Origin of the sequence: Parabacteroides vesiculifaciens (assembly GCF_049860805.1) — a bacterium.
GTDB lineage: Bacteria > Bacteroidota > Bacteroidia > Bacteroidales > Tannerellaceae > Parabacteroides.
Map to the genome: position 1 here is coordinate 2,575,076 of NZ_CP187555.1, position 22,745 is coordinate 2,597,820.

The window sequence follows — 22,745 nt, forward strand, 5'->3', positions numbered from 1 at the left end:
AATTTTCGATTAAAGGGTGAAATTCACACTGATGTTATACGATCTCATGCCATAAGCTGCGTCATCACGGTTCTTCTTCGTTGCTTCCACATCGAAATAGTCCCAACCGGTCAAAGTGAACGGATTGCGGGCACTAACGGAAATACGCATATTCTGTACCTTGAGTCTCTTCAGGAAATCTTTCGGGACTCCGTAAGACAAGGTGATATTGTCCATGCGGAGGAATGTTTTCTTCTTGTAGTAGGAAGCAAAGTTGTAAGAACCGATGCGTCCGTAATCGTTCAACGGGTTTTCCGGTGTCCAACGGGGCTGGTCGTAAGTCGTGAAACGGTCGAACATACCGCCGCTGTTGGAAGCATGGTTATAATAATCATAATGCCCGACATGGGAATAAAGCATGAAAGACAAGCTGAAGTCCTTATAGTTGAATTCGTTTCTCCAGGTCCAATAGAAACGTGGGGTCATATAGCCTTGGAAAGTCCGGTCGTCATTGTCCAGCACGCCGTTCCCATCCTGGTCGATATAACGGAAGTCACCCGGCTTGCAACCATATTTTGCAGCCTCTTCTTCCTGTCCCAACTGCCATACGCCACCGAATTCATAATCCCAGATCTGGTCAGGGTCGTGTCCGATGAACCATTTGTTCTGGGGATCGTCCTTTTCTTTTTGCCCGACCACATTGCCGTTTTCATCCAAAATATCTTCCATGTCGCCATACAGGCTTTTCAGTTTACGGCGGTTGAAAGAGAAAGAACCGGAAGAGGTCCAAGTAAAGTCGTTCGTACGAATGATATCCCCGTTCAATGACAACTCGAAACCTTTGTTCGCCAATTTACCCAAGTTGGCCTTCACGCTGGAGAAACCTAAAATAGAAGGCAAAGCACGGTTGACCAGCAAATCGGTCGTTTCAGTCATATAGGTTTCCATAGAACCCCTCAAACGGTCATTGAGCAAAGAGAAGTCCAAACCGATATTGTAAGAAGCCGTGCGCTCCCATTTCAAATCCTTGTTTGCCATGCGGTCCACATAAATTTGTGAAGTCACATACAGATTCCCGTTTTGGTCGATATAGGGATGCAAGCTGGATTTCAAACTTGCCAACGCGTCATACTGGCCGATATCGCGGTTACCATTCTGTCCCCAAGAAAGACGCAACTTACCATAATTGAGCCAAGAGGAAGCCGACTCCATAAAATCTTCGGAAGTGAACACCCAACCCAAAGCGACAGCCGGGAAGGTGGCACGCGGGTTCAGCTGCCCGAAAGCCGAATAGCCGTCACGGCGGACGGAAGCGGTCAACATATATTTGTCTTTGTAGGAATAGAACAAACGTCCCATCAAAGCATCGCCGGTCTTATAGGTGTCGTTGCTGGAAACGACCGGAACCGTACCGGCGCCGATGTTATGGTAGCCCAAGATATCGCTTGGCGTAAACTGGGAAGATTTGGCAACCGTCTGCCACCATTGGCCTTTTTCTGCATTGACCAAGAACGTCGCTTCGACCTTATGGTCTCCGAAGTTATGCTTCCAACGGAAAATATTATCCAGCAACCAGTTGAATGTCTTCTCCGTCGTACGTTCAGACCTACCGCCATCGCCGGCCCATTCGGGATGCTTCGCGGATTCATGGTTGTAATATTCGTACCACTTATAGTACGGGTTGAAATTCATCTGGTATTCAAAACCGAAAGGAAGTTTGACTATCGCATAGATGTTCGCATTCAAGACATGCTCCATTTTCTTACGGTCCCTGTACAAATTGTCGAAAAACGGGTTCTTCGTGTTGTTGTCGCCCGAAGGATACATCCGGTACGGGCTATCCAAGTCATCGATATCGTTCGTTGTATAAGGCGAGTTGTTCATACGCTGGCCGACATCAGCCGACATGGCACCTCTGTCTTTCGTCCCGAAAGAAGAGTTCAAACCGATTGTCAGGAAATCCGTCACATTGGATTCCAAATTCAAACGGGTACGGAAAGTCTTGAACCGGTCACCGGTCTTGACACCTTCACGGTCGGCGTACCCCATAGACCAAAAATAAGAAAAATCGTCTTTCCGGTTAGAGACACTGGCCGTGTAATCCTGCTGGAAGCCGGTCTGGAAGACAAGGTCGGTCCAATCCGTCTCGACTCCATTCAAATAATGCTCGACTTCAATGTTCTTAAAGTTCAAACGGCCCAACCAAGTGGTCAGCATTTGTTCTTCCGAAGGCAGTGTTGACACCGGAGTACCCTGGTCATAATTATACCAAGTCAACGGGTCTACACCTAAGCTGCCCAATGTCCGAGGGTCATCATACATACCTTTCTTTGCTGCCAATTCGTCTTTTGACAACAAGCCTTTCGCATATTCTTGGCGGAATTTGACGAACCCGGCTCCATCTACCACTTTAGGGATCGAGTTTGCCTGCACCCACCCCATGTTGGCATTGAAGTTGACAACCGGCTTGCCGGTCTTGCCTTTCTTTGTCGTGATGGCAATAACCCCATTGGCGGCCTTGGCACCATATACTGCTACCGAGCTGGCATCCTTCAAGACATCCACCGACTGGATGTCCATAGGGTTGATATCGGTCAAAGACCCATTGAAAATCACACCATCCAACACATACAGCGGGCCGGAACCGGCACTTAATGTGTTCTTGCCACGAATCTGCACGTCAGCCGAACCATCGGCATTCACCGATGCACCGATCGACAAACCGGGAGCATTTGCACGCAACAGGTCCTGTACGGAACGCGGAGTTTCCTTTTCCAAATTTTCAGCCTTGACAGTAGAAATAGCTCCCGTCAAATCTTTCTTCTTGGCCGTGCCGTAACCGATCACGACCACTTCTTCCAACTCTTCCGTGTCTTCTTTCAAAGTCACGTTGACAGATTGCTTGCCGGCTACCGGAATCTCCTGCGAGACATAGCCGATATAAGAGAACACAAGAACGGACTTGTTTCCTTTTACTGAAACACTGTATTTCCCGTCCACATCCGTGATGGAGCCATTGGTCGTCCCTCTTTCCATCACATTCACACCGATCAAGGGTTCACCCGATTGGTCTTTGACGATACCTGTGACCTTTAGTCCTTGGGCGAACGACTGGGTGACGAACAGCCCTAACAGAATCAAAATCAAACAGAATCGTTGTAATAAATTACGTTTTTTCATTTTGATAATAAATATTTAGACAACAAAAAAATATTCGAGAACAAAACAACACACCTAAAATTCATGACTTTATAATTATCTCCACGCAGTTCTGGGAGAACTATGGCATCTTTCTGCTTGATTATACCCATTTTGGAAAGGCGGGTCGAATTTTGTGTTAAATAAAAACGTTTGTATTTGTTTATTCTATAAAAAAGCAATATGTTTGCGGTCACATTTTAAAGTTGTGTATAAAAACGTTAATACAGTCTGCGTGGAACTGGAAAAGATGCCATAGTTCTCCCAGAACTATTCCCCCCATATTATAACCCCACCTATCCTCCCCCCACGCTCCTTCGTATGCCTTTTCCATCCCTTAGCACTGACGTATTGTCACATTTCCTGCCACCTGAACTTTTTCAAACCAATCCTTGTTACTTTGGCATACGATTTGTAGAATAGTTAATGCAACTCGAAAGAGAAAAGCAAATACAAGAAAAATAATAACAATTAAAATAGTAGAAAATTATGGGAAAAATTATCGGAATTGACTTAGGAACAACCAACTCTTGTGTTGCCGTACTGGAAGGTAACGAACCGGTTGTAATTGCTAACAGCGAAGGTAAAAGAACTACACCTTCAATCGTTGCATTCATTGAAGGTGGTGAACGTAAAGTTGGTGACCCTGCAAAACGTCAGGCGATCACAAACCCGGAAAAAACAATATTCTCTATCAAGCGTTTCATGGGTGAAACGTACGATCAGGTAACAAAAGAAATTAATCGCGTGCCTTACAAAGTAGTACGTGGCGATAATAACACTCCGCGTGTAGACATCGAAGGCCGCCTGTACACTCCGCAAGAAATCTCGGCTATGGTACTTCAGAAAATGAAGAAAACAGCTGAAGATTATCTGGGACAAGAAGTAACAGAAGCTGTCATCACCGTTCCTGCATATTTTAGCGATGCACAGCGGCAGGCAACTAAGGAAGCCGGTGAAATCGCAGGTTTGAACGTTCGCCGTATCGTAAACGAACCGACAGCTGCCTCGTTGGCTTACGGTCTGGACAAGACAAACAAAGATATGAAAATCGCCGTTTTCGACTTGGGTGGCGGTACATTCGATATCTCTATCCTGGAACTGGGCGACGGCGTGTTTGAAGTTAAATCGACAAACGGTGATACCCACCTCGGTGGTGACGACTTCGACCATGTGATCATCGACTGGTTGGCAGAAGAATTCCTGCGCGAAGAAGGCGTCGACCTGCGTAAGGACCCGATGGCTTTGCAACGTTTGAAAGAAGCTGCCGAAAAGGCCAAGATCGAATTGTCAAGCACGACAAGCACGGAAATCAACCTGCCGTATATCATGCCGGTAAACGGTATTCCAAAGCACTTGGTCAAGACACTGACACGTGCTAAATTCGAACAATTGGCAGACAACCTGATCCAGGCTTGTATCGAACCGTGCCGCCAGTCTTTGAAAGATGCAGGTTTGAGTACTTCCGACATCGACGAAGTAATCTTGGTAGGTGGTTCGACACGTATTCCAGCTGTACAGGCCATCGTTGAAAAATTCTTCGGTAAGGCTCCGTCAAAAGGTGTCAACCCGGACGAAGTGGTAGCTGTAGGTGCTGCTATCCAGGGTGGTGTATTGACAGGTGAAGTAAAAGACGTACTGTTGCTCGATGTTACTCCGTTGTCATTAGGTATCGAAACAATGGGTGGCGTAATGACCAAGTTGATCGAAGCCAATACGACTATTCCAACCAAGAAGTCTGAAACATTTACAACTGCTGTTGACAACCAGCCTTCTGTTGAAATCCACGTATTGCAGGGTGAACGTTCACTGGCAAAAGACAACAAATCGATCGGTCGTTTCCACCTCGACGGAATTCCTGCCGCACAACGTGGCGTTCCTCAGATCGAAGTTACTTTCGATATCGATGCAAACGGTATCTTGAATGTATCTGCCAAGGACAAAGGCACCGGAAAAGTACAAAGCATACGTATCGAGGCTTCCAGCGGTTTGAGCGATGACGAAGTTAAACGTATGAAAGAAGAAGCTCAGGCAAATGCCGAAGCAGATAAGAAGGAAAAAGAACGTATCGACAAACTGAACCAGGCCGACAGCATGATCTTCCAGACTGAAAAACAATTGAAAGATCTGGGTGACAAACTTCCGGCAGACAAAAAAGCTCCTATCGAAGCGGCCCTGAACAAGCTGAAAGAAGCTCACAAGGCTCAGGATATCGCCGGTATCGATACTGCTATGGCTGAACTGAACAGTGTATTCCAGGCTGCAAGCCAGGAAATGTACAACGCCCAGAACGCCCAGGGTGGCGCACAACCGGGCCCTGACTTCGGTCAGCAGGCTGGTGGCAACGCCGGGAACAGCAACAAGCAGGATGGCGGTGTGACGGATGTTGATTTTGAGGAGGTGAAGTGATTCCGATAAGGAAACAGATAATAAACAATAAGCAAAAGCGTGCAGCTCAATGAGTTGCACGCTTTTCACATTTATGGGGTTCATGGTTGCTATGCGTTTTCTATGGGCTTTTTTATCTCTTATTTGCGACATGTTTGCGACACGTCTTATTTGGCGATAAGGTACAACTTAGATTGATATAAACCATTTAAAACGAGAAGAATATGCCAAGAGGGAATTACATCATTCAAAGAAGTTGCGAGGAGTGCGGTAAAATCTTTACTCCTCCGACATTAGTGTCGAAGTATTGTTGTCCGGCTTGTTCCAAGAGAGCGTATAAGAAAAAAGAAGTCGCAAAAGAGAAAGAGGCGATACGTCAAGCATTGGTTAGGCGAATACCATCCAGCAAGGGGTATCTGACAGTTAAAGAGTCTATGTTGATTTACGGTATTAGCAAAGATGTACTTTATCGTATGATACGGCAGGGCTTGATACCATCATACAATTTTGGCCAGCGTCTGTACGCCTTAGCCGGCAGTATATGGATGAACACTTCTTGGAGTATTCCATCAAAATCGCCAGAATTGAGGCTGTCGTCATCGTCATCTTCGCAGCTTTCATCTTCGGCAACATTTCCGATGCGTCCAGTTGTAATAAAGTCAATGTATGGCGCAATCTTCTCGTCAGAATCTTTGTCGAACATGGCTATAGTCTTCTTCCAACCCGATTGAATGGCAGGAGGAGTAATGACCAATACTTTACGTTCTCGTCCATCGTCTTCTGGTACGGACAAGAAACGCTTGATGATGAGCGTACCAATAATCGTCTTGCCAAGTCCCACCACGTCTGCCAACATAAAGCCACCATGTTCGTGCATAATGCCGATACACCTCTTTACAGCTTCTATTTGATATTCCAGTTTGTGGATGTTCGCTGGCAGATAAGTTTCTATCTGTTGTCCGAGTGATTTGTCTACAATGTATGAAAGATGGTCCCACAAGTTTATTGCTCAGTCTGAGGGTTAACAATTATGCGCCAATAGCCACCATGGTCTGCTCCTTCACGAGACAAAATTCCCATAGAACGAAGCTTTGAAATATGTTTTTCTACGGCTCGGGAGCTTATTCCTATTTTATAGGCCATTGTTTCTGCAGACATTGATGGGTCGGAAATGACGAAATCAATAATCTTTTGTGCGGTTTTCCCAATGCTTTTAGATTTGTTTTTCGAATCTCCGAACTTTTTCTCCGAACCTTTTTGCATTATCTCCGAACCTTTCTCCGAACTTTCTTGCGTATCACCAAAGGTTTTCTCCGAACTTTTGCTGTTTACACCGAACTTTACTACCGAACTCTCTTCATTTACAGGGTACTTTTCGAGGGTACTATTTACCCTGTCGGCTACTTCTTCCACAGGTATTCTTCCGTTTTCGTTCCAGTTCAAATTATAGAACGTGGTGTAGAAAGAGGTCGCTTCCGTTTGATATTGCGGTTCTTTGCCTTGCAGGAAATTGGGCAACTTCTCCGTGAGCTCTCGCATCTTGCGTAAGCCGGAGCCACGTTTCTCCATATAGTCCAACTGTGTGAACATGTCTGCAATGACGGGGTTACGGCGCATGGATGGCACTTTGTATATATCTCAGTCTTGAATCTGCGTACCATCAAGCATTGCACCAGGTGATACCAGTCCTACACGGTCATCGTAAATATCGATATGTACTTCACCGCCCATCACGGTGTAATCCCGATGGATAAGGTGGTTTACCAATCCTTCGAAGATGGCACGGTCTGAATAGTCGGGGAGGTTTAGACGATAGTTCGGCATCTTCACCCAACCACTCATGGTATAGTTCTTGATGAAGTCCATGCCGTATTTCAATAGCAATACAAGGTTAGCCCGATGCTCTACGGAACTGATGGCATCATCTTTATAGAGTCCAGTCCAACGGGTACAGAAAATACGCGATTGGAATACGGTACAATTATCCACAAACAGCAATCCGGCATTGGTAAGTTTACCGTCAGGAGTTACCAGTCCGAATGATTCCAGATACTTGTCATTCCATTCCTGATGGGTTTGCTCACGGAAAGTATTGGCGAGAATGATGAAAGAATGTTTGCTGGCATCCACTTGGGTAGGCAGTGAATCCCAAGTCATGTGCGTACCTTTCAATACCAATGAAAGAAGTTGTTGCGAATTACACTCCACGCTTTCATTGCCAACTCGTACATATGCGGTACGTGTTCCATCCTGATAGTAATAATAAGGTGAAGCGTTCCTGCCTTTACTTTCACTTCAAGCAGGGTATCCCCTTCGTGTTCTATCGGAATAAGCTGAACTTCCGGCACAGGGTCAAGTCGTGCCTTTATCATTTCACTGATAAAATCAGCATCGGCTTGTGGATTCTCCAACCCTACAATTACGCCGTCATCATTCACTCCATAGAACAAACTGCCACCGTCCGTATTGGCAAATGCCGACACGGATTTAAGCCACGACTTCACTTTCTTACGCTCCAGCATTTCCTTGAAATCGTAAGCTGAGCATTCCGCTATCAATGTATTGTTATGTATTTGCATAGTTTCCTTATTGTTGTTTGGGTGTACCCCTCCCCCAATATCATACACAAAAGTAAGGATAAAACCGAAGAATCTGTTAAAAACATCGCTTTCTTTTGATTTTTATGCGTTTACATCTCGTTATTTATGAATAAAAATCGTACTTTTGTGAGCAAGAGCGTGTGTTGCTTATGGATGCTTATTTTCGGGTTTGCGTTATATTTGCAACACGTGTATGCAAGTCGCTGATAGATATATCACGTTGACTTTGAGGAGGTGAAGTAAACAAACATTTTCCACATAAGATCGAAAAGCGATTGTCGGATGAAAGTCTGACAGTCGCTTTTTCTTTTTTATCCGGGAGGTATATGAAAAATATACAAAATACCTTTGATTATCATTGCATATTCACCTACCTTTGTAAAAATTATAAACTTGAATCTGTTCTTGAAATTTACCAGGGTAAAAGAGTTACTGAACTTTATGCAAAAAAGGTTTATTGTACATATTTCCTGCTTTATCGGAATTCTGCTTTTACTGGCTGGGATATCCTGTAAAGACCGTTTATCCGATGAAAAACGAAAGATTCTTATTATCCAATCCTTTGAACCGGAATATATCGGGTATAAAAACAGCGAGGAAAAGATAGATCACGAATTTCACAAACAAAACATTAAGGCTGATATCAAAACTTTTTACCTGGATTGCGACAGTTACCTGGAGAAGGATGAACTTCTTCGGATGTACGGTTTCCTTGACACCATTGCCGGCTGGGCTCCGGAAGCGATCCTTGTTTATGACGACCAGGCAACCTATTCTTTAATGGCTTGCCAACATCCTGTAGCGAAACAAATACCTGTAGTTTTTGCCGGAGTGAACTTTCCAAACTGGAAATTACTGAAGCAGTATCCGAACATCACGGGATTCTGGGACAAACCGGAATACTTAAAAACCATCCATTTTATAGAAGTCCTTTTCGGACCGAGGCGATTGCATTTCTGGACGGACAATACCTATCTGGGACACCAGGCAACCCGGAGCCTGCTTAAAGATCTGCATACGGTAGGAATCGATAAGATAGGAAGTTCATCCTACGTGTTGGAAGAGAACGGATCTTTCTACTTTAAAATCGACAGCATCAAGACCAATACGAAAGTCATGTTCCAAGAACCCTCCAAAATGGAATACAGCCTTATCGACTCGAGGGAATCTTCCTCCAACGACTTGTTATGGGTGCTTTCAAGCTTGGGACGATATTCGAATTTCGTTCAATGTAAGTGGGATTTTTCCTCCCAGCGCCTCGGTTTGCTGGCCAGCAGCCCGACCTGTACCGTCATCAATGAGGGATTCGGGCTTGGACGTGGCATTTTGGGCGGCTACATCACTCCCATTGAAGAGCAATACAAATCATCCGTCAAAGCTGTTTCGAACATACTAAAGGGCAAAAAACGACAGGGCACTCCGGTAGTCGAAGCATCCAAGTTCTATATGGCAGACTGGAAAGAGCTGGAACGTTGGCATATTCCACTGAATAAGCTGCCGGAAGACTGCCTGATTATCAATATGCCTTTTGCAGAGCGATATAAAATGCATCTTATCTTCCTCGGATGCATATTGGCTACAAGCATTATAGTAGTCATCCTTTCCCTTTTGCGCCTTTACCGGAGGGAAAACAAAAACAAACAACAGGCACAGGAGAGTCTGAAAAAAGGGGAAAGATTCCTTTCCCTGGCTCTCGCCGGCGGTAGAGTCTTCGCCTTTCAATTGAAAAACAACTATTTCTATTTCGACAACGATTTCTATTCTGTCGCCGGACTGGAACCGAAACCGCTTTCTATAGATAAATACATTTCTTACCTCCTGCCCGAAGATGCGCAAAAAGTTCTTCATAACGTAGACAGAGCACACCGGGGATTGCTACAGAAAAACATTTCCCAAACCCGCTGCAACTTTAACGGGAAAGGGTATCAATGGTGGGAATACCGGTATACCTATAATATAGAAGAAAACATTTTCAGCGGTCTATGCCTGAATATCCAACAGGTAAAAGAAGCGGAACAGGAGTTGATAGACGCCCGCCGAAAAGCGGAAGAATCCGATAAGATGAAATCGACCTTCCTTGCGAATATGAGCCATGAGATCCGCACCCCACTGAATGCCATTGTCGGATTTTCCAATATCATTGTAAGCGAAGAAGTCGAATTGAATGTTGAAGAAAAACAAGAATTCATAAAACTAATCAATTCCAACTGCGAACTCCTTTTAAAACTTATCAACGATATTCTGGATTTATCGCGTATCGAATCCGGACATATGGACTTCACCTTCGCTTCCATCAATCTGACGGATCTGATAAACGACATCTATCATACCCACCAGCTATTGATGCCCAAGCAGGTAGAGTTGATCAAAGAAACCCCCGAAACTCCCGCTATTATCGAGACCGATCATTGCCGGCTGACGCAGGTTATCACAAACTTCATCAATAATGCCGCCAAATTCACTAAAGAAGGATTTATAAAAATCGGTTACAGCTACAAAACAGGAGATTCCTCCGTTTCCATATTTATAGAAGACACCGGTATCGGCATTCCTGAAAAACAACAGAAAGCCGTATTCGAACGGTTCAACAAACTGAATGAATTCGCGCAGGGAACAGGATTAGGATTGGCTATCTGCCAGGTAATCGTCAAACGTTTCGGAGGAGAAATCGGTCTAAGATCAGAAGAGGGAAAAGGAAGTTGCTTTACGATCGATCTGCCGGTACGTCAGGAGAACAAATAAAAAAGGCTGTTGCTCCTTATTCCTGCAACAGCCTCTTTACCTATCATTCGCTTATAACAAACGCATCCGCATCTTTCCACGCCGGGAATTTAGCCCTTAGTTCCTCGAGATCCGCACGCGTAAGGGTGCAAGTACGGGTTACTTCTTCCCGTTTGCCGGCATCGGCCAGCTTTTTACCTTTCGGAGAGAAGATCATGGAATCGCCCCGGTACACAAACCCCTTACCATCGATCCCGACCCGGTTCACCCCGCAGACGTATGCCATATTCTCCATCGCACGTGCCTGGAGCAATGTCTTCCAAACCTTCTTACGGGCCTCAGGCCAATTGGCGACATAGATCAGCAGATCATATTCATTGTTCGCATTCCGGCTCCAAACCGGGAAACGAAGATCATAGCAAACTTGCAAACAGATGTTCCAGTCCTTATACCGTACGATGGTCCGTTTGTCCCCGGCCGTAAAATGCTGGTCCTCGCCAGCCATCCGGAACAGGTGCCGCTTGTCATACAAATAAGTTTCACCGTCAGGAGTGATAAAGAAAGCGCGGTTAAAATATTTCCCGTCTTCTTTCGCAATGAAACTGCCTGCCACAGCAAGCTTATACTTCTTCGCCCACCCCTTGACGGTAGGGATAGTCGGCCCGTCCATCGTGTCGGCCAGTTTTTCAACTTCCATGGAGAAGCCCGTTGTAAACGTTTCCGGCAAAACAGCAATGTCGGTCTTACCGCTGACACGCCGGAGCAATTCTCCATAATAACCCAGGTTTTCATCTCTGTCCTCCCAGATAATATGGGACTGGACCATACTGATACGCAAATTGTCTGCCATAATATTAAATTTGAACAAAGTTTTCCGGGTGACAAGCTGTCACATCCCTGTAATGCTCACGGATCTCACGGATATCTTTATCCGCATCACCCGTGGGATAGAATACTCCTTTGAAACCGGCCTCTTTCTTTTTGTAGTCGAAATAGGCCATCAGGATAGGCACATTGGCTTTTTGTGCGATATAGTAGAACCCCCTTTTCCAGTCATTCACCCGCTTGCGTGTTCCTTCGGGAGTCACGGCCAGCTGAAATTCTTTCCGGTGATTGAATTGTTCCACCATCTGATCCGTCACCGAGGTCCGTTTATGGCGATCCACAGGCACGCCGCCCAGCCAGTTAAACAACAGGTTGAACGGGAAAAAGAACCATTCCTTCTTAATCAGGAAACTGGCATTACGCCCGATCGAGGTATAAAACAACTTCCCTACGATAAAATCCCAGTTACTGGTATGCGGAGCCACGCATATCACACATTTAGGCACATCCTCGACCAACGGTCCCAGTTTCCAGCCCGCTAAGCGAAGAAGCGCCTTACTTATAGCTTTCTTCATTCTTTACTTTCTATTTGCTCAACTCTCCGATTTCAGTTGCTATTGCGTTTATTTCCGTTTGCAGGTCTGTCCGTAATTTACGGTAGTACTCTTTCACCCGTTTTTTGTTTTCTTTTCCGTCCGGACGGTTGGCACGACGAATAAATTCATCCTGCATATCGAGTATTCTCGCCATCACTACGTCAGCCTTCGCCGAATCGACTCCAGGGATATACAGCATACAGACCAATGCTTCTGAAAACAAATCGCCAGCTACATAGCTGATGTCTTTCTTTAAAATTCTTCTTTTAGCCATAATCGTTTACATTAAAATATCTACAAATCTACATAATTCATTCATTAAACAAGCCCTATCGTTGAAAAAAAGATAAAAATTCGTATCTTTGTCCCCCAAAATATCTGATAATAAACAAAATCGTTTATGGATAATATATCAACAACGCCAGAATATCTTTTCGAGAGCAGTTGGGAAGTATGTAACAAAGTAGGAGGTATCTATACCGTCCTTTCAACGAAAGCGCATACGTTGCAACAATCTTTTAAAGATAAACTGATTTTTATAGGACCTGATGTGTGGGCTAACACAAACGCTCCCGACTTTATTGAAGACGATGTTCTGTTTGCTGACTGGAGAGCTTATACGAAGACCACAGAGAATCTGAAAGTAAAAGTAGGCCGATGGAATGTTCCGGGAAAACCTCCCGTAATCTTAGTAGATTTTAAACCTTTCTTCAAAGAAAGGGATTCCTTTTTCTACTCGATGTGGGAAAGTTTCCGCGTAGACTCGATCCATGCATACGGCGACTACGACGAATCCTGCATCTTCGCTTACGCAGTAGGTAAGGTCATCGAAAGCTTCTACCATTTCTACAAGTTGGAAAACAAAAAAGTTGCAGCTCTGTTTAACGAATGGATGCTGGGAATGGGTGCGCTTTACATCCAAAAGCAAATCCCGGCCATCGCAACGCTCTTCACGACACACGCCACCTCTATCGGCCGTTCCATCGCCGGAAACAACAAAGCCCTGTATGCTTACATGGACGGATATAACGGCGACCAAATGGCGAAAGAGCTGAACATGGAAGCGAAACATTCGCTGGAAAAACAGACAGCCCTGCATGTAGACTGCTTTACAACGGTAAGCGACATCACGGCTCGCGAGTGTAAACAATTGCTGGACAAAGCCCCGGACATCGTCACGCCGAACGGCTTCGAACCCAACTTCGTCCCAGCCAAAAAAGAATACGAGAAAAAGCGTACGGCCGCCCGCCGCGACCTGCTCAACGTCGCAGAGAAACTGCTCGGATGCCCTATTTCGACGGATGCTTTCCTGGTTTCCACCAGCGGCCGCTATGAATACCGCAACAAAGGCATCGATGTCTTTATCGAGGCAATGAACCGGGTACGCACTTCCGGAAGGCTTCAACGCGAAGTCGTCGCCTTCATCATGGTCCCCGCCTGGGTACGCGATGCACGCGCAGACCTGAAAGAAGTCATCGACAAGAATATCCGCACCACTTCACCCATGCAAATGCCATTCGTCACACATTGGCTGAACCTGATGGAGCAAGACAAGGTGCTGAACTATATCTCCCACGCCGGTTTTACCAATTCGGCAACCGACAAGCTGAAAATCATTTTCGTGCCTTGCTATTTAGACGGACGCGACGGTATCCTCAACAAACCCTATTACGACCTGCTGATCGGTATGGATGCCACCGTTTATCCCTCCTATTACGAACCCTGGGGATACACTCCGCTGGAAAGTATCGCATTCGGGATTCCGACCATCACCACCGACCTTGCCGGTTTCGGTTTATGGGCGAAGAAGCATGTGACGGGTAGCAATATCAACGAAGGTGTAGCCGTAGTGAACCGTGACGATTTCAATTATTTCGAAGTTGCAGATGCCATCACCTCCTCGATCCTGACGCTTGCCGGAAAGGATAAAAAGGATGTGGCAGAAATCCGGAAACGCAGTTTCAACCTGGCTGCTAAAGCCGAATGGAGCAAATTCATTGTTTACTATGAAGAGGCTTTCAGGATCGCTTTGGAGCGTGCAAACAAAAGAAATAATTAAAATACGCTCATAATAAAACAGATAATCCCTATCTTTGCAGCATTTTAAACAAAAGAAGAGATTATATAATATTAAAATAGTAATTGAAACATTTTAAACTTCATAATAATGAAAATCAAAGCGAATAACGCAAACAGCCCGATTTGGAAGGATATCTATTCCCATTCTATGCTCCCCGAGCAATTACAGCCTCTATATGAAATGGCTACAAATTTATGGTGGGTATGGAACCATGAAGGAGCCAAATTATTCGGTAAGATCGATCCTGAACTCTGGGCATCAACAGAAGGTAACCCCGTACTTTTACTTCAAAGCCTGTCTTACAAGCGTATTGAGGAAATCCTGGCAGATGACGTCCTGATGGCGGAAATCAAAGCAGTTTACTCGATATTCAAGGATTATGTAAATGTTAAGCCGGATCAGACAAAACCGTCTGTCGCTTATTTCAGCATGGAATATGGTTTGACAAACGTGCTGAAAATCTATTCCGGCGGTCTGGGTGTATTGGCTGGTGACTACCTGAAGGAAGCCAGCGACAGCAACATCGACCTGACTGCGGTAGGTTTCCTGTACCGCTACGGTTACTTTACACAATCTCTGTCTATGGAAGGACAGCAGATTGCCAACTACGAACCGCAAAACTTCAACGCGCTGCCCCTTACCCAGGTCATGCAAGCTAACGGCGAACCGATGGTATTGGAAGTGCCCTACCCCGGCCGCACCGTTTATGCGCACATCTGGAAAGTAAGCGTAGGACGCGTTCCTTTATATTTGATGGATACGGATATTCCTCAGAACAGCGAATGGGACCGTTCCATCACGCACCAGTTGTATGGCGGCGATTGGGAAAACCGCATGAAACAGGAATATCTGTTGGGTATCGGCGGTATCCTGATGCTGAACAAGCTGGGCATCAAGAAACAGATTTACCACTGCAACGAAGGACATGCCGCGTTAATCAACGCACAGCGTCTGGTGGACTACATCCAGAACGACAATCTGTCATTCAACCAGGCTCTGGAAGTTGTACGCGCTTCCGCCTTGTACACCGTCCACACACCGGTTCCGGCAGGTCACGACTACTTCGACGAAGGTCTGTTCGGCCGCTACATGGGTGAATTCCCGGGCAAACTGGGTATCAGCTGGCAGGAATTCATCGATATGGGACGCGAAAACCCGGGATCGAACGAAAAGTTCTCCATGAGCGTATTCGCTTTGAACACTTGCCAGGAAGCAAACGGCGTAAGCTGGTTGCACGGAAAAGTGTCGCAACGTATGTTCGCTCCGGTATGGAAAGGTTACTTCCCTGATGAACTGCACGTTGGATATGTTACCAACGGCGTACACATGCCGACTTGGGCTTCCACCGAATGGAAACGTTTCTTTGCTGAAAACTTCAATAAGAAATTCTTTAAGGATCAGTCAAACAAGTTATACTGGGAGGCCATTCAGAACGTTGCGGACGAAGACATCTGGGCTATCCGCAAGACTCTGAAGAACAAACTGATCAAATACATCAAAAACCAGTATAAGACAAACTGGCTGAAGAACCAGGGTGACCCTGCTAAGGTTGTTTCCATCCTGGACAAGATCAACCCGAACGCCCTGCTGATCGGTTTCGGTCGCCGTTTCGCTACTTACAAACGCGCTCACCTGCTGTTCACAGACCTGGATCGTTTGGCCAAGATCGTAAACAACGAACAATATCCGATCCAGTTCGTATTCACCGGTAAAGCTCACCCGGCCGATGGTGGCGGACAGGGTTTGATCAAGCACATTGTCGAAATCTCCCGCCGTCCGGAATTCTTAGGTAAGATCATCTTCCTGGAAAACTACGATATGCGTCTGGCCCGTCACCTGATCGCAGGTGTCGATGTTTGGCTGAACACTCCGACCCGTCCTCTGGAAGCATCCGGTACATCTGGCGAAAAGGCGGAAATGAACGGTGTTCTGAACTTCTCCGTATTGGACGGATGGTGGTACGAAGGTTACAAGCAGGGCGCAGGCTGGGCATTGACCGACAAGCGTACTTACGAAAACCAGCAGTATCAGGATCAGTTGGATGCCGCTACCATCTACCATACCCTGGAAACAGAGATCATCCCGACTTACTATGCTAAAAACAGTAAGGGCTACTCTCCCGAATGGATCCAGTACATCAAGAACTCGATGTCTGAAATCGCTCCCGACTATACGATGAAACGTATGTTGGACGATTATATCAATCGTTTCTACAATAAGCTGGCAACCCGTTCCGCCCACCTGCGTGAAAACGGCTTCGCCGAAGCCAAAGCAATCGCTGCATGGAAAGAGGAAGTAGCTGAACATTGGGACAGCTTCCAGGTCGAATCATTTACCAGCTCACAGGATTTGGCTCTCGACGGATTGGTTGTAGGCAAAGACTATAAGTTCAACCTGGTTATCGACCGCCACGAGCTGAAAGGTATGTTGGGCGTTGAAATGGTTATCACAAAAGAAAATCCTGAAAACCATCAGTTGGAATACCTGGCATCCGAACAGTTCAAGTTGATGAAGGAAGAAGGTTCCAAATTGTTCTTCGAACTGAAGACTACTCCGAGTGAAGCAGGCCTCCATAAGATGGGCTTCCGCGTTTACCCTGTAAACAAAGAATTGCCTCACCGCATGGACTTCGCATTCGTTCGCTGGATCCAGATGTAATCGACAACAAGCAAACATAATAATAAACAAAAAAGAGGGAGTTTGACGCTCCCTCTTTTTTTATACCGATTACAAAGCTATGCTTTACGATCCCTAAAGCTATTGGTTACGATCCCTAAAGCTATTGGTTACGGGCAGCAACCGATATAGGTATCTTTCAGATTTAAAAAGCGTAATCCAAACTTACGCCAAATACTTTGTTGGTACGGCTATAGACATTCTGTCCCGGAAGTTTCGTACCGCAGTAATCATCCATCTTCTTGGTATAATCGTGGTAAGTTGTCCACATATAGCCCACATTCAATGCCATCTTTTCGCTTAGCATCACCTTGGCCCCAAAGCCTAACGTATAAGAGTCGCAGTAGAAACTGACATCACTTTGGAAATTGTCAGACAAACCATAATCCGTAATTTGGGCGCCACCACTGATGGTCAACCTCTTGATTACGTCCCACTCTATGCCAAAGAGGTACTCGTTCGTGCCTCTTTCCAGTTCTTTCTGTTTTCCACCGGCCATGCCCGCTTTCTTGTCATCGTAGAAATGATACTCCACCGAAGCCTTCAGCATGGGTAAAAACTGATAGGAGGCTGCCACCGAAAGCATGGAAGGAATATCGTTCGGCGTATTCACTCCATGTTTGTACGGACCGACCAAATCTTCCGCACTGTCGGGATAATCCAACTTCTTGGTATTGTTTTCGATGTTCAAGTTCGTCTTGAATTCATATTTAGCCCCGAAGTTGAATTTGCCATATTTGACATCGACCCCCAGGACCGGTGTCAACCCCCAACCTGTCTGGTCGCAATCCAAAGCCAAGTTCATCAAATCCGCTCCACCGAAATCCTTTTTTAACTTTGCATCCAGATACCCGTCGTAGTTTCCCGAGAAATAGTTCATCCGGCCTCCGGCAAAGGCAGAAAGCCAATCGGTGATCCTGTAGCCTAATCCCAATTGCACGGAATAGATATACTGCCTGCCGTCCATCGCACTGTTGATCGTGTACATATCCGGAGTAACGATAGGACTTTTGCCGCCTGACGCCACATATTTCCCCAAGCTTTCCATAAATATACCTGCCATAGCCGCCGATTCGAACATAGGCAAGCCATCGTCAAACGAAGCCTTACCGCCCCCACCCGTAATGGCGAAGAAGCCGGAGATGGTCCAATCTCCTTTTTTATATGCCGCAAAAACACTCGGGATCACAGGAGCGGCCGCCTTACCCTTGTAATACTTTTTATAAGGGGTATCACTTACTGTCGGCACCTTATTCACCGGATCAAAACCATTGTATGTACCGAAAGAGGCATCGATGTCACGGGTCTGGAAAGCACTTTGGATACTCACACCCACACGGAAACCGTCTGTCGGCAAAAAAGATAGGCCTGCCGGGTTAGACAAAGCGCCATCGATATCAATTGCCGCACCTCGCGAAAGTGACCTTAAAAAGGCTGCATGCTGGTTCGTATTCGTCAAATATCCACCAGCAGAAGAAACCAAAGGCATCATCATCAATGCCGCACCTACTACTACTTTTTTATTCATGCTTTACTTTTCTTAATTACAAAACGGAGGCAAAGATATATACTTTTTTTAAATATTGCACACTTTCACCTAAAATGTGCTGCACAAAACCATCCGTATTGTGCAACACTTATTCTTTCCAATTGTCAATCATCAATTGTCTATTGTCAATTTAAAAAGTATCTTTGCATCCGAAAAGGACCGTTTCCTTTTCCGTGTGCTTGCTAAACCACGTATTAAAAACAAGAAAGATATGAAACATCAAGAAGCCGCTTTGGTATGCTTCTCCGGTGGACAAGACTCCACGACCTGCCTGTTCTGGGCAAAGAAGCATTTCTCCCGCGTAGAAGCCGTTTGTTTTACTTACGGACAAAAACATTCCTTGGAAATAGAGGTTGCACGAAAAATAGCAGCCGACGCCCAAGTACCGTTTCACCTGTTGGACGTGTCGTTGATCAGCCAGCTCGATCCGAACTGTTCGCTGACGAATACGGACATTTCGATGGATCAGGAAAAACCGGCGGACAGCTACCCGAACACGTTCGTTCCGGGGCGCAACATGGTATTCCTTACCTTCGCAGCGATCCTGGCGCGCAGCAAAGGAATCTTCAACTTAGTGACAGGCGTGTCGGAAGCCGATTTCAGCGGTTACCCCGATTGCCGCGACACATTCGTCCGCTCCCTCAACGTCACGCTGAACCTGGCGATGGACGAACAGTTCGTGATCCACACCCCCCTCATGAACCGGGATAAGAGCGAAGTATGGGAACTTTCCGACGAATTGGGCGTATTCGACCTCGTACGTACCCAAACCCTCACCTGCTACAACGGCATCATGGCAGAAGGCTGTGGACATTGCCCCGCTTGCAAACTACGCCGCGAAGGATTAGAGAAATATCTAAAGAGACAAAAAAGATAATATGGATACAAGAAAAGAGGAAAATGAGTTGCACCTGTTAGGAGGTTCAACCGTGTACAAGCAGGATTATGCTCCGGAGGTGTTGGAAGCGTTTACAAACAAGCATCCCGATAATGATTACTGGGTACGTTTCAACTGTCCGGAATTCACAAGCCTCTGCCCTATCACCGGCCAGCCGGACTTTGCAACCATCTACATCGATTATATCCCCGATATTAAAATGGTGGAGAGCAAGAGCCTGAAATTATATTTGTTCAGCTTCCGCAGCCACGGAGCCTTCCATGAAGATTGTGTCAATATCATCATGAAAGACCTTATCCGGCTGATGGATCCCAAATATATCGAAGTAACCGGTATTTTCACACCGCGCGGCGGGATCAGCATTTATCCGTATTGCAACTACGGGCGGCCGGGTACAAAATATGAACAACTGGCAGAACAACGGCTTTTCAATCACAAGCCATAAAGGAAGATTTTTAAGGCATTCTGTAAAAAAACGGCAATATAGGAGCTACTGTATTGCCGTTTTTTATACATTTGCAATCAGTAAATTCTAAACCTAATTAAAAAATTTAGACCATGAACAGAAGTATCACGATGAGGACTGCTTTGGCAGCTCTGGCTTGTACAGCTTGTATCAGTGCAAGCGCACAAAAACAGTATCCCGAACAGGAACAAATGAAACCGGGAATGTCCGAATACTGGACTCCGCAACCGAAAGTAGTCACTCCGGGCGACATCAAAACAAACAGCGCTCCTTCCGATGCCATCGTCCTCTTTGACGGCAAAGATCTCTCCGCTTGGCAAAGCGCCAACGGCGGGCCGGCCGAATGGATCGTAAAAGACGGTGTTTTCACTGTAGACAAGAAGAAAGGCGATATCCTGACAAAACAAAAATTCGAGAACTTCCAATTGCATATCGAATGGTGCGTACCTAAAAATATCACAGGCAAGAGCCAAGGACGCGGCAACAGCGGTATCTTCTTGCAGGACATGTATGAAATCCAGGTTTTGGATTGCTACAACAACGAAACATACGTGAACGGACAGACCGGTAGTATCTACAAACAGACGCCTCCTCTGGCAAACGCCATGCGTAAACCGGGCGAATGGAATGTCTACGACATCATCTATTCCGCTCCTATCTTCAAGGAAGACGGCACTTATCGTGTTCCGCCGCGCGTTACGGTGATTCAGAATGGCATCGTATTACAGAACAACACAACTATCCTGGGTACTACGGAATATATCGGTTTCCCGAAAGTCATAAAACATGGTGCAGGCCCGATCCGTTTGCAGTCTCACGGCGACCCCAGCGAGCCGATCAGCTTCCGTAATGTTTGGATCAGAGAAATGTAAATTCAGGTGAAAGGTGAAAGGTGAAAGGTGAAAGTTTAATTTATACATCTTTCCACCTTTCACCTTTCAACTATTTAGTCAAGTGTCAGATTAAACTCATCCTTCAACTTAGCCAGAACCGGATTTATATTCAGCAAATGTTCATACTTCTCCGCCGACGTATAGGCTAAATGCTTCTGATTCGTTTCATCTATACGGACACGCATCTGAATACGGGTATTCTTCAACTGCATCCGCAGAAAGCCCAAGATATCGATACAATTATTCGTCAGCTCATCCTGCTGCCCGGGATTATGCACGCAGACTTCAAAATAATAATTATCCTGCAAGGCCGGCTTGCAATTGATCATCGTATTTTTTAGATATACCTTCTTATCGATCGCAGAGGCATACGCATCCCAGTAATGTACCAATGCATCCTGGCTGAAAGGGCTCTGCATTTCCTGTACCACGTCAGCAGCCTGTGTCGCCGCCTGTGCCTTCGGATGCTCCATTCCTATCTCTTTAATGGAAGTACCGAACTGGGGCGGACGTGCTATTCTCTTGGGAGCCGACGCCGGAGGAGCCTGCGGAATAACAGTCGAAGAAGCCGGAACATGAGTGGAAACCATCTGCTGGCGGGAAGTCGCACCCGTCATTTCCTGCGGAGATTGTACCGGGCGCTGCAAAGGAGGAGCGGATTGTACGGTATATGTCTGAGCCGCTGCAGCCTGTTGCGGTTGGGCAGCAGGAGGCTGGCCCTGCCCGTTTGACGCGATCGGTTCAATCAGCCCTTTTTTTTTATCATCGACCGGTTGTCCGGCACTGCTCAACTGGCAAAGCTGGATAAGCGTCAGTTCCAATAGGAGGCGTTTATTCCGGCTGGCCCGGTAATTCAGGTCACAGGTATTTGCCAATTCGATCGCCTTAAACAAGAGTTGGTCGGAACAGCGTTTCGCCATCTCCTTATACCGTTCACGGATGGAAGCCCCCACCTCGAACAAGATCAAAGTAGACTCATCCCTGCACACCAGCAAATCCCGGAAATGCGATGCCAGGCCGGTTATAATATTCTGCCCGTCAAAACCTTTGCTCAATATATCATTCAGGATCAGGATGGCAGACCTGACGTTGCCCGAAAGCATCGCATCCGTCAGCCGGAAATAATATTCGTAATCCAGGACGTTCAGGTTATCGATAACAGCCTGATACGTAATATTTCCATTTGTGAAACTGACCACCTGGTCGAAGATGGACAGCGCGTCGCGCATACCGCCATCCGCTTTTTGGGCAATCACATTCAAGGCTTCCGGTTCCGCCGTCACCCCTTCGCATGAAGAGACGTATTCCAGATGTTCCACCATATCGGCAATCGAGATACGCGAAAAGTCGTATATCTGGCAGCGGGACAGGATGGTCGGCAAAACCTTGTGCTTCTCGGTCGTAGCCAGGATGAACAAGGCATGATGGGGCGGCTCCTCCAACGTTTTCAGAAACGCATTGAAAGCCGCCGAGCTTAACATGTGAACCTCGTCGATAATAAACACCTTGTATTTTCCGATTGGAGGCGGAATACGCACCTGGTCGATCAGGGCGCGGATATCGTCTACCGAGTTGTTGGAGGCCGCATCGAGTTCGTGTATATTATAAGAACGCTGCTCGTTGAAAGCCTTGCAGGACTCACATTCGTTACAGGCTTCCCCGTCGGCAGTCGGATTCAGGCAATTGATCGTCTTGGCAAAGATACGGGCACAAGAGGTTTTACCCACTCCGCGGGGACCGCAAAAGAGGTAGGCATGAGCCAGCTTGTTACTTTGTATTGCATTTTTAAGTGTAGTAGTCAAGGACTTCTGCCCTACCACACTACGAAAAGTAGAAGGACGGTATTTCCTTGCCGATACAATATAATTATCCATTC

Annotated in this window: 13 protein-coding genes and 3 pseudogenes; 8 read left to right on the plus strand and 8 right to left on the minus strand. The window is 46.2% G+C overall.

The genetic code is table 11. From position 1 onward, the window contains the following. Positions 1–9: 9 nt before the first annotated feature. The gene (locus ACPYIV_RS10515) at positions 10–3,159 is read right to left on the minus strand and encodes a SusC/RagA family TonB-linked outer membrane protein (protein ID WP_300762773.1); all 3,150 of its coding nucleotides are present in this window, start codon (positions 3,157–3,159) and stop codon (positions 10–12) included. Positions 3,160–3,666: 507 nt separating this feature from the next. Here ACPYIV_RS10515 and dnaK point away from each other — a divergent pair. Together dnaK and ACPYIV_RS10525 are read left to right on the plus strand one after the other, a co-directional pair. Further along, a complete protein-coding gene (dnaK, locus tag ACPYIV_RS10520; protein WP_293739642.1) occupies positions 3,667–5,586 on the plus strand; it encodes a molecular chaperone DnaK in 1,920 nt (639 codons plus the stop codon). A gap of 203 nt (positions 5,587–5,789) precedes the next feature. Further along, a pseudogene (locus ACPYIV_RS10525) lies at positions 5,790–6,121 on the plus strand (helix-turn-helix domain-containing protein); the annotation flags it as partial. A 180-nt stretch (positions 6,122–6,301) separates the two neighbouring features. Here the strand turns inward: ACPYIV_RS10525 and ACPYIV_RS10530 are convergent. Together ACPYIV_RS10530 and ACPYIV_RS10535 are read right to left on the minus strand one after the other, a co-directional pair. Next, a pseudogene (locus tag ACPYIV_RS10530) lies at positions 6,302–6,442 on the minus strand (hypothetical protein); the annotation flags it as partial. A 125-nt stretch (positions 6,443–6,567) separates the two neighbouring features. Beyond that, a pseudogene (locus ACPYIV_RS10535) lies at positions 6,568–8,144 on the minus strand (RNA-binding domain-containing protein). A gap of 462 nt (positions 8,145–8,606) precedes the next feature. On the opposite strand from ACPYIV_RS10535, the gene ACPYIV_RS10540 reads away from it, so the two are divergent. After that, positions 8,607–10,907, plus strand: a complete 2,301-nt coding sequence (locus ACPYIV_RS10540; protein ID WP_425882920.1) for an ATP-binding protein — start codon at positions 8,607–8,609, stop codon at positions 10,905–10,907. 43 nt (positions 10,908–10,950) lie between these two features. Here the strand turns inward: ACPYIV_RS10540 and ACPYIV_RS10545 are convergent, their stop codons facing one another. Genes ACPYIV_RS10545 through ACPYIV_RS10555 form a run of 3 tightly spaced genes read right to left on the minus strand, consistent with a single transcriptional unit; the run spans position 10,951 to position 12,581 of the window. Then, entirely contained in the window at positions 10,951–11,736 is a 786-nt protein-coding gene (locus ACPYIV_RS10545; RefSeq protein ID WP_301705587.1) for an amidohydrolase, read from the minus strand. A gap of 4 nt (positions 11,737–11,740) precedes the next feature. Beyond that, entirely contained in the window at positions 11,741–12,286 is a 546-nt protein-coding gene (locus ACPYIV_RS10550) for a 1-acyl-sn-glycerol-3-phosphate acyltransferase (RefSeq protein WP_293734097.1), read from the minus strand. Positions 12,287–12,296: 10 nt separating this feature from the next. After that, complete coding sequence (locus ACPYIV_RS10555) at positions 12,297–12,581, minus strand: hypothetical protein (RefSeq protein WP_293734098.1); 285 nt, start codon at positions 12,579–12,581, stop codon at positions 12,297–12,299. 126 nt (positions 12,582–12,707) lie between these two features. Here ACPYIV_RS10555 and ACPYIV_RS10560 point away from each other — a divergent pair, with 126 nt between their 5' ends. Further along, positions 12,708–14,366, plus strand: a complete 1,659-nt coding sequence (locus ACPYIV_RS10560; protein WP_293734099.1) for a glycosyltransferase — start codon at positions 12,708–12,710, stop codon at positions 14,364–14,366. A 108-nt stretch (positions 14,367–14,474) separates the two neighbouring features. Continuing rightward, positions 14,475–17,045 (plus strand): alpha-glucan family phosphorylase, encoded by a 2,571-nt coding sequence (glgP, locus tag ACPYIV_RS10565; protein WP_293734100.1) that lies wholly within the window; start codon positions 14,475–14,477, stop codon positions 17,043–17,045. Between the two features lie 163 nt (positions 17,046–17,208). On the opposite strand, the gene ACPYIV_RS10570 is transcribed toward glgP, so the two are convergent. Continuing rightward, the gene (locus ACPYIV_RS10570) at positions 17,209–18,591 is read right to left on the minus strand and encodes an OmpP1/FadL family transporter (RefSeq protein ID WP_425882924.1); all 1,383 of its coding nucleotides are present in this window, start codon (positions 18,589–18,591) and stop codon (positions 17,209–17,211) included. A 232-nt stretch (positions 18,592–18,823) separates the two neighbouring features. Between ACPYIV_RS10570 and queC the strand changes: the two genes are divergently transcribed. From queC to ACPYIV_RS10585, 3 genes are all read left to right on the plus strand, one after another. Further along, the gene (gene queC / locus ACPYIV_RS10575; protein ID WP_293734102.1) at positions 18,824–19,489 is read left to right on the plus strand and encodes a 7-cyano-7-deazaguanine synthase QueC; all 666 of its coding nucleotides are present in this window, start codon (positions 18,824–18,826) and stop codon (positions 19,487–19,489) included. Position 19,490: 1 nt separating this feature from the next. Next, positions 19,491–19,955 (plus strand): preQ(1) synthase, encoded by a 465-nt coding sequence (gene queF, locus ACPYIV_RS10580; RefSeq protein WP_293734103.1) that lies wholly within the window; start codon positions 19,491–19,493, stop codon positions 19,953–19,955. 113 nt (positions 19,956–20,068) lie between these two features. Beyond that, the gene (locus tag ACPYIV_RS10585) at positions 20,069–20,848 is read left to right on the plus strand and encodes a 3-keto-disaccharide hydrolase (protein ID WP_293734104.1); all 780 of its coding nucleotides are present in this window, start codon (positions 20,069–20,071) and stop codon (positions 20,846–20,848) included. 74 nt (positions 20,849–20,922) lie between these two features. Here ACPYIV_RS10585 and ACPYIV_RS10590 read toward each other — a convergent pair whose 3' ends face one another. Further along, positions 20,923–22,743, minus strand: coding sequence for a DNA polymerase III subunit gamma/tau (locus ACPYIV_RS10590; RefSeq protein WP_425882927.1), 1,821 nt, complete (start codon positions 22,741–22,743; stop codon positions 20,923–20,925). Between the last annotated feature and the right edge of the window lie 2 nt (positions 22,744–22,745).

Excerpts from the sequence above, each read along its gene's own strand:
- queF (WP_293734103.1), top strand. The coding sequence starts at position 19,491 with ATGGATACAAGAAAAGAGGAAAATGAGTTGCACCTGTTAGGAGGTTCA.
- glgP (WP_293734100.1), top strand. The coding sequence starts at position 14,475 with ATGAAAATCAAAGCGAATAACGCAAACAGCCCGATTTGGAAGGATATC.
- ACPYIV_RS10590 (WP_425882927.1), bottom strand. The coding sequence starts at position 22,743 with ATGGATAATTATATTGTATCGGCAAGGAAATACCGTCCTTCTACTTTT.
- ACPYIV_RS10545 (WP_301705587.1), bottom strand. The coding sequence starts at position 11,736 with ATGGCAGACAATTTGCGTATCAGTATGGTCCAGTCCCATATTATCTGG.
- ACPYIV_RS10585 (WP_293734104.1), top strand. The coding sequence starts at position 20,069 with ATGAACAGAAGTATCACGATGAGGACTGCTTTGGCAGCTCTGGCTTGT.
- ACPYIV_RS10515 (WP_300762773.1), bottom strand. The coding sequence starts at position 3,159 with ATGAAAAAACGTAATTTATTACAACGATTCTGTTTGATTTTGATTCTG.
- ACPYIV_RS10560 (WP_293734099.1), top strand. The coding sequence starts at position 12,708 with ATGGATAATATATCAACAACGCCAGAATATCTTTTCGAGAGCAGTTGG.
- dnaK (WP_293739642.1), top strand. The coding sequence starts at position 3,667 with ATGGGAAAAATTATCGGAATTGACTTAGGAACAACCAACTCTTGTGTT.
- queC (WP_293734102.1), top strand. The coding sequence starts at position 18,824 with ATGAAACATCAAGAAGCCGCTTTGGTATGCTTCTCCGGTGGACAAGAC.
- ACPYIV_RS10555 (WP_293734098.1), bottom strand. The coding sequence starts at position 12,581 with ATGGCTAAAAGAAGAATTTTAAAGAAAGACATCAGCTATGTAGCTGGC.
- ACPYIV_RS10570 (WP_425882924.1), bottom strand. The coding sequence starts at position 18,591 with ATGAATAAAAAAGTAGTAGTAGGTGCGGCATTGATGATGATGCCTTTG.
- ACPYIV_RS10540 (WP_425882920.1), top strand. The coding sequence starts at position 8,607 with ATGCAAAAAAGGTTTATTGTACATATTTCCTGCTTTATCGGAATTCTG.
- ACPYIV_RS10550 (WP_293734097.1), bottom strand. The coding sequence starts at position 12,286 with ATGAAGAAAGCTATAAGTAAGGCGCTTCTTCGCTTAGCGGGCTGGAAA.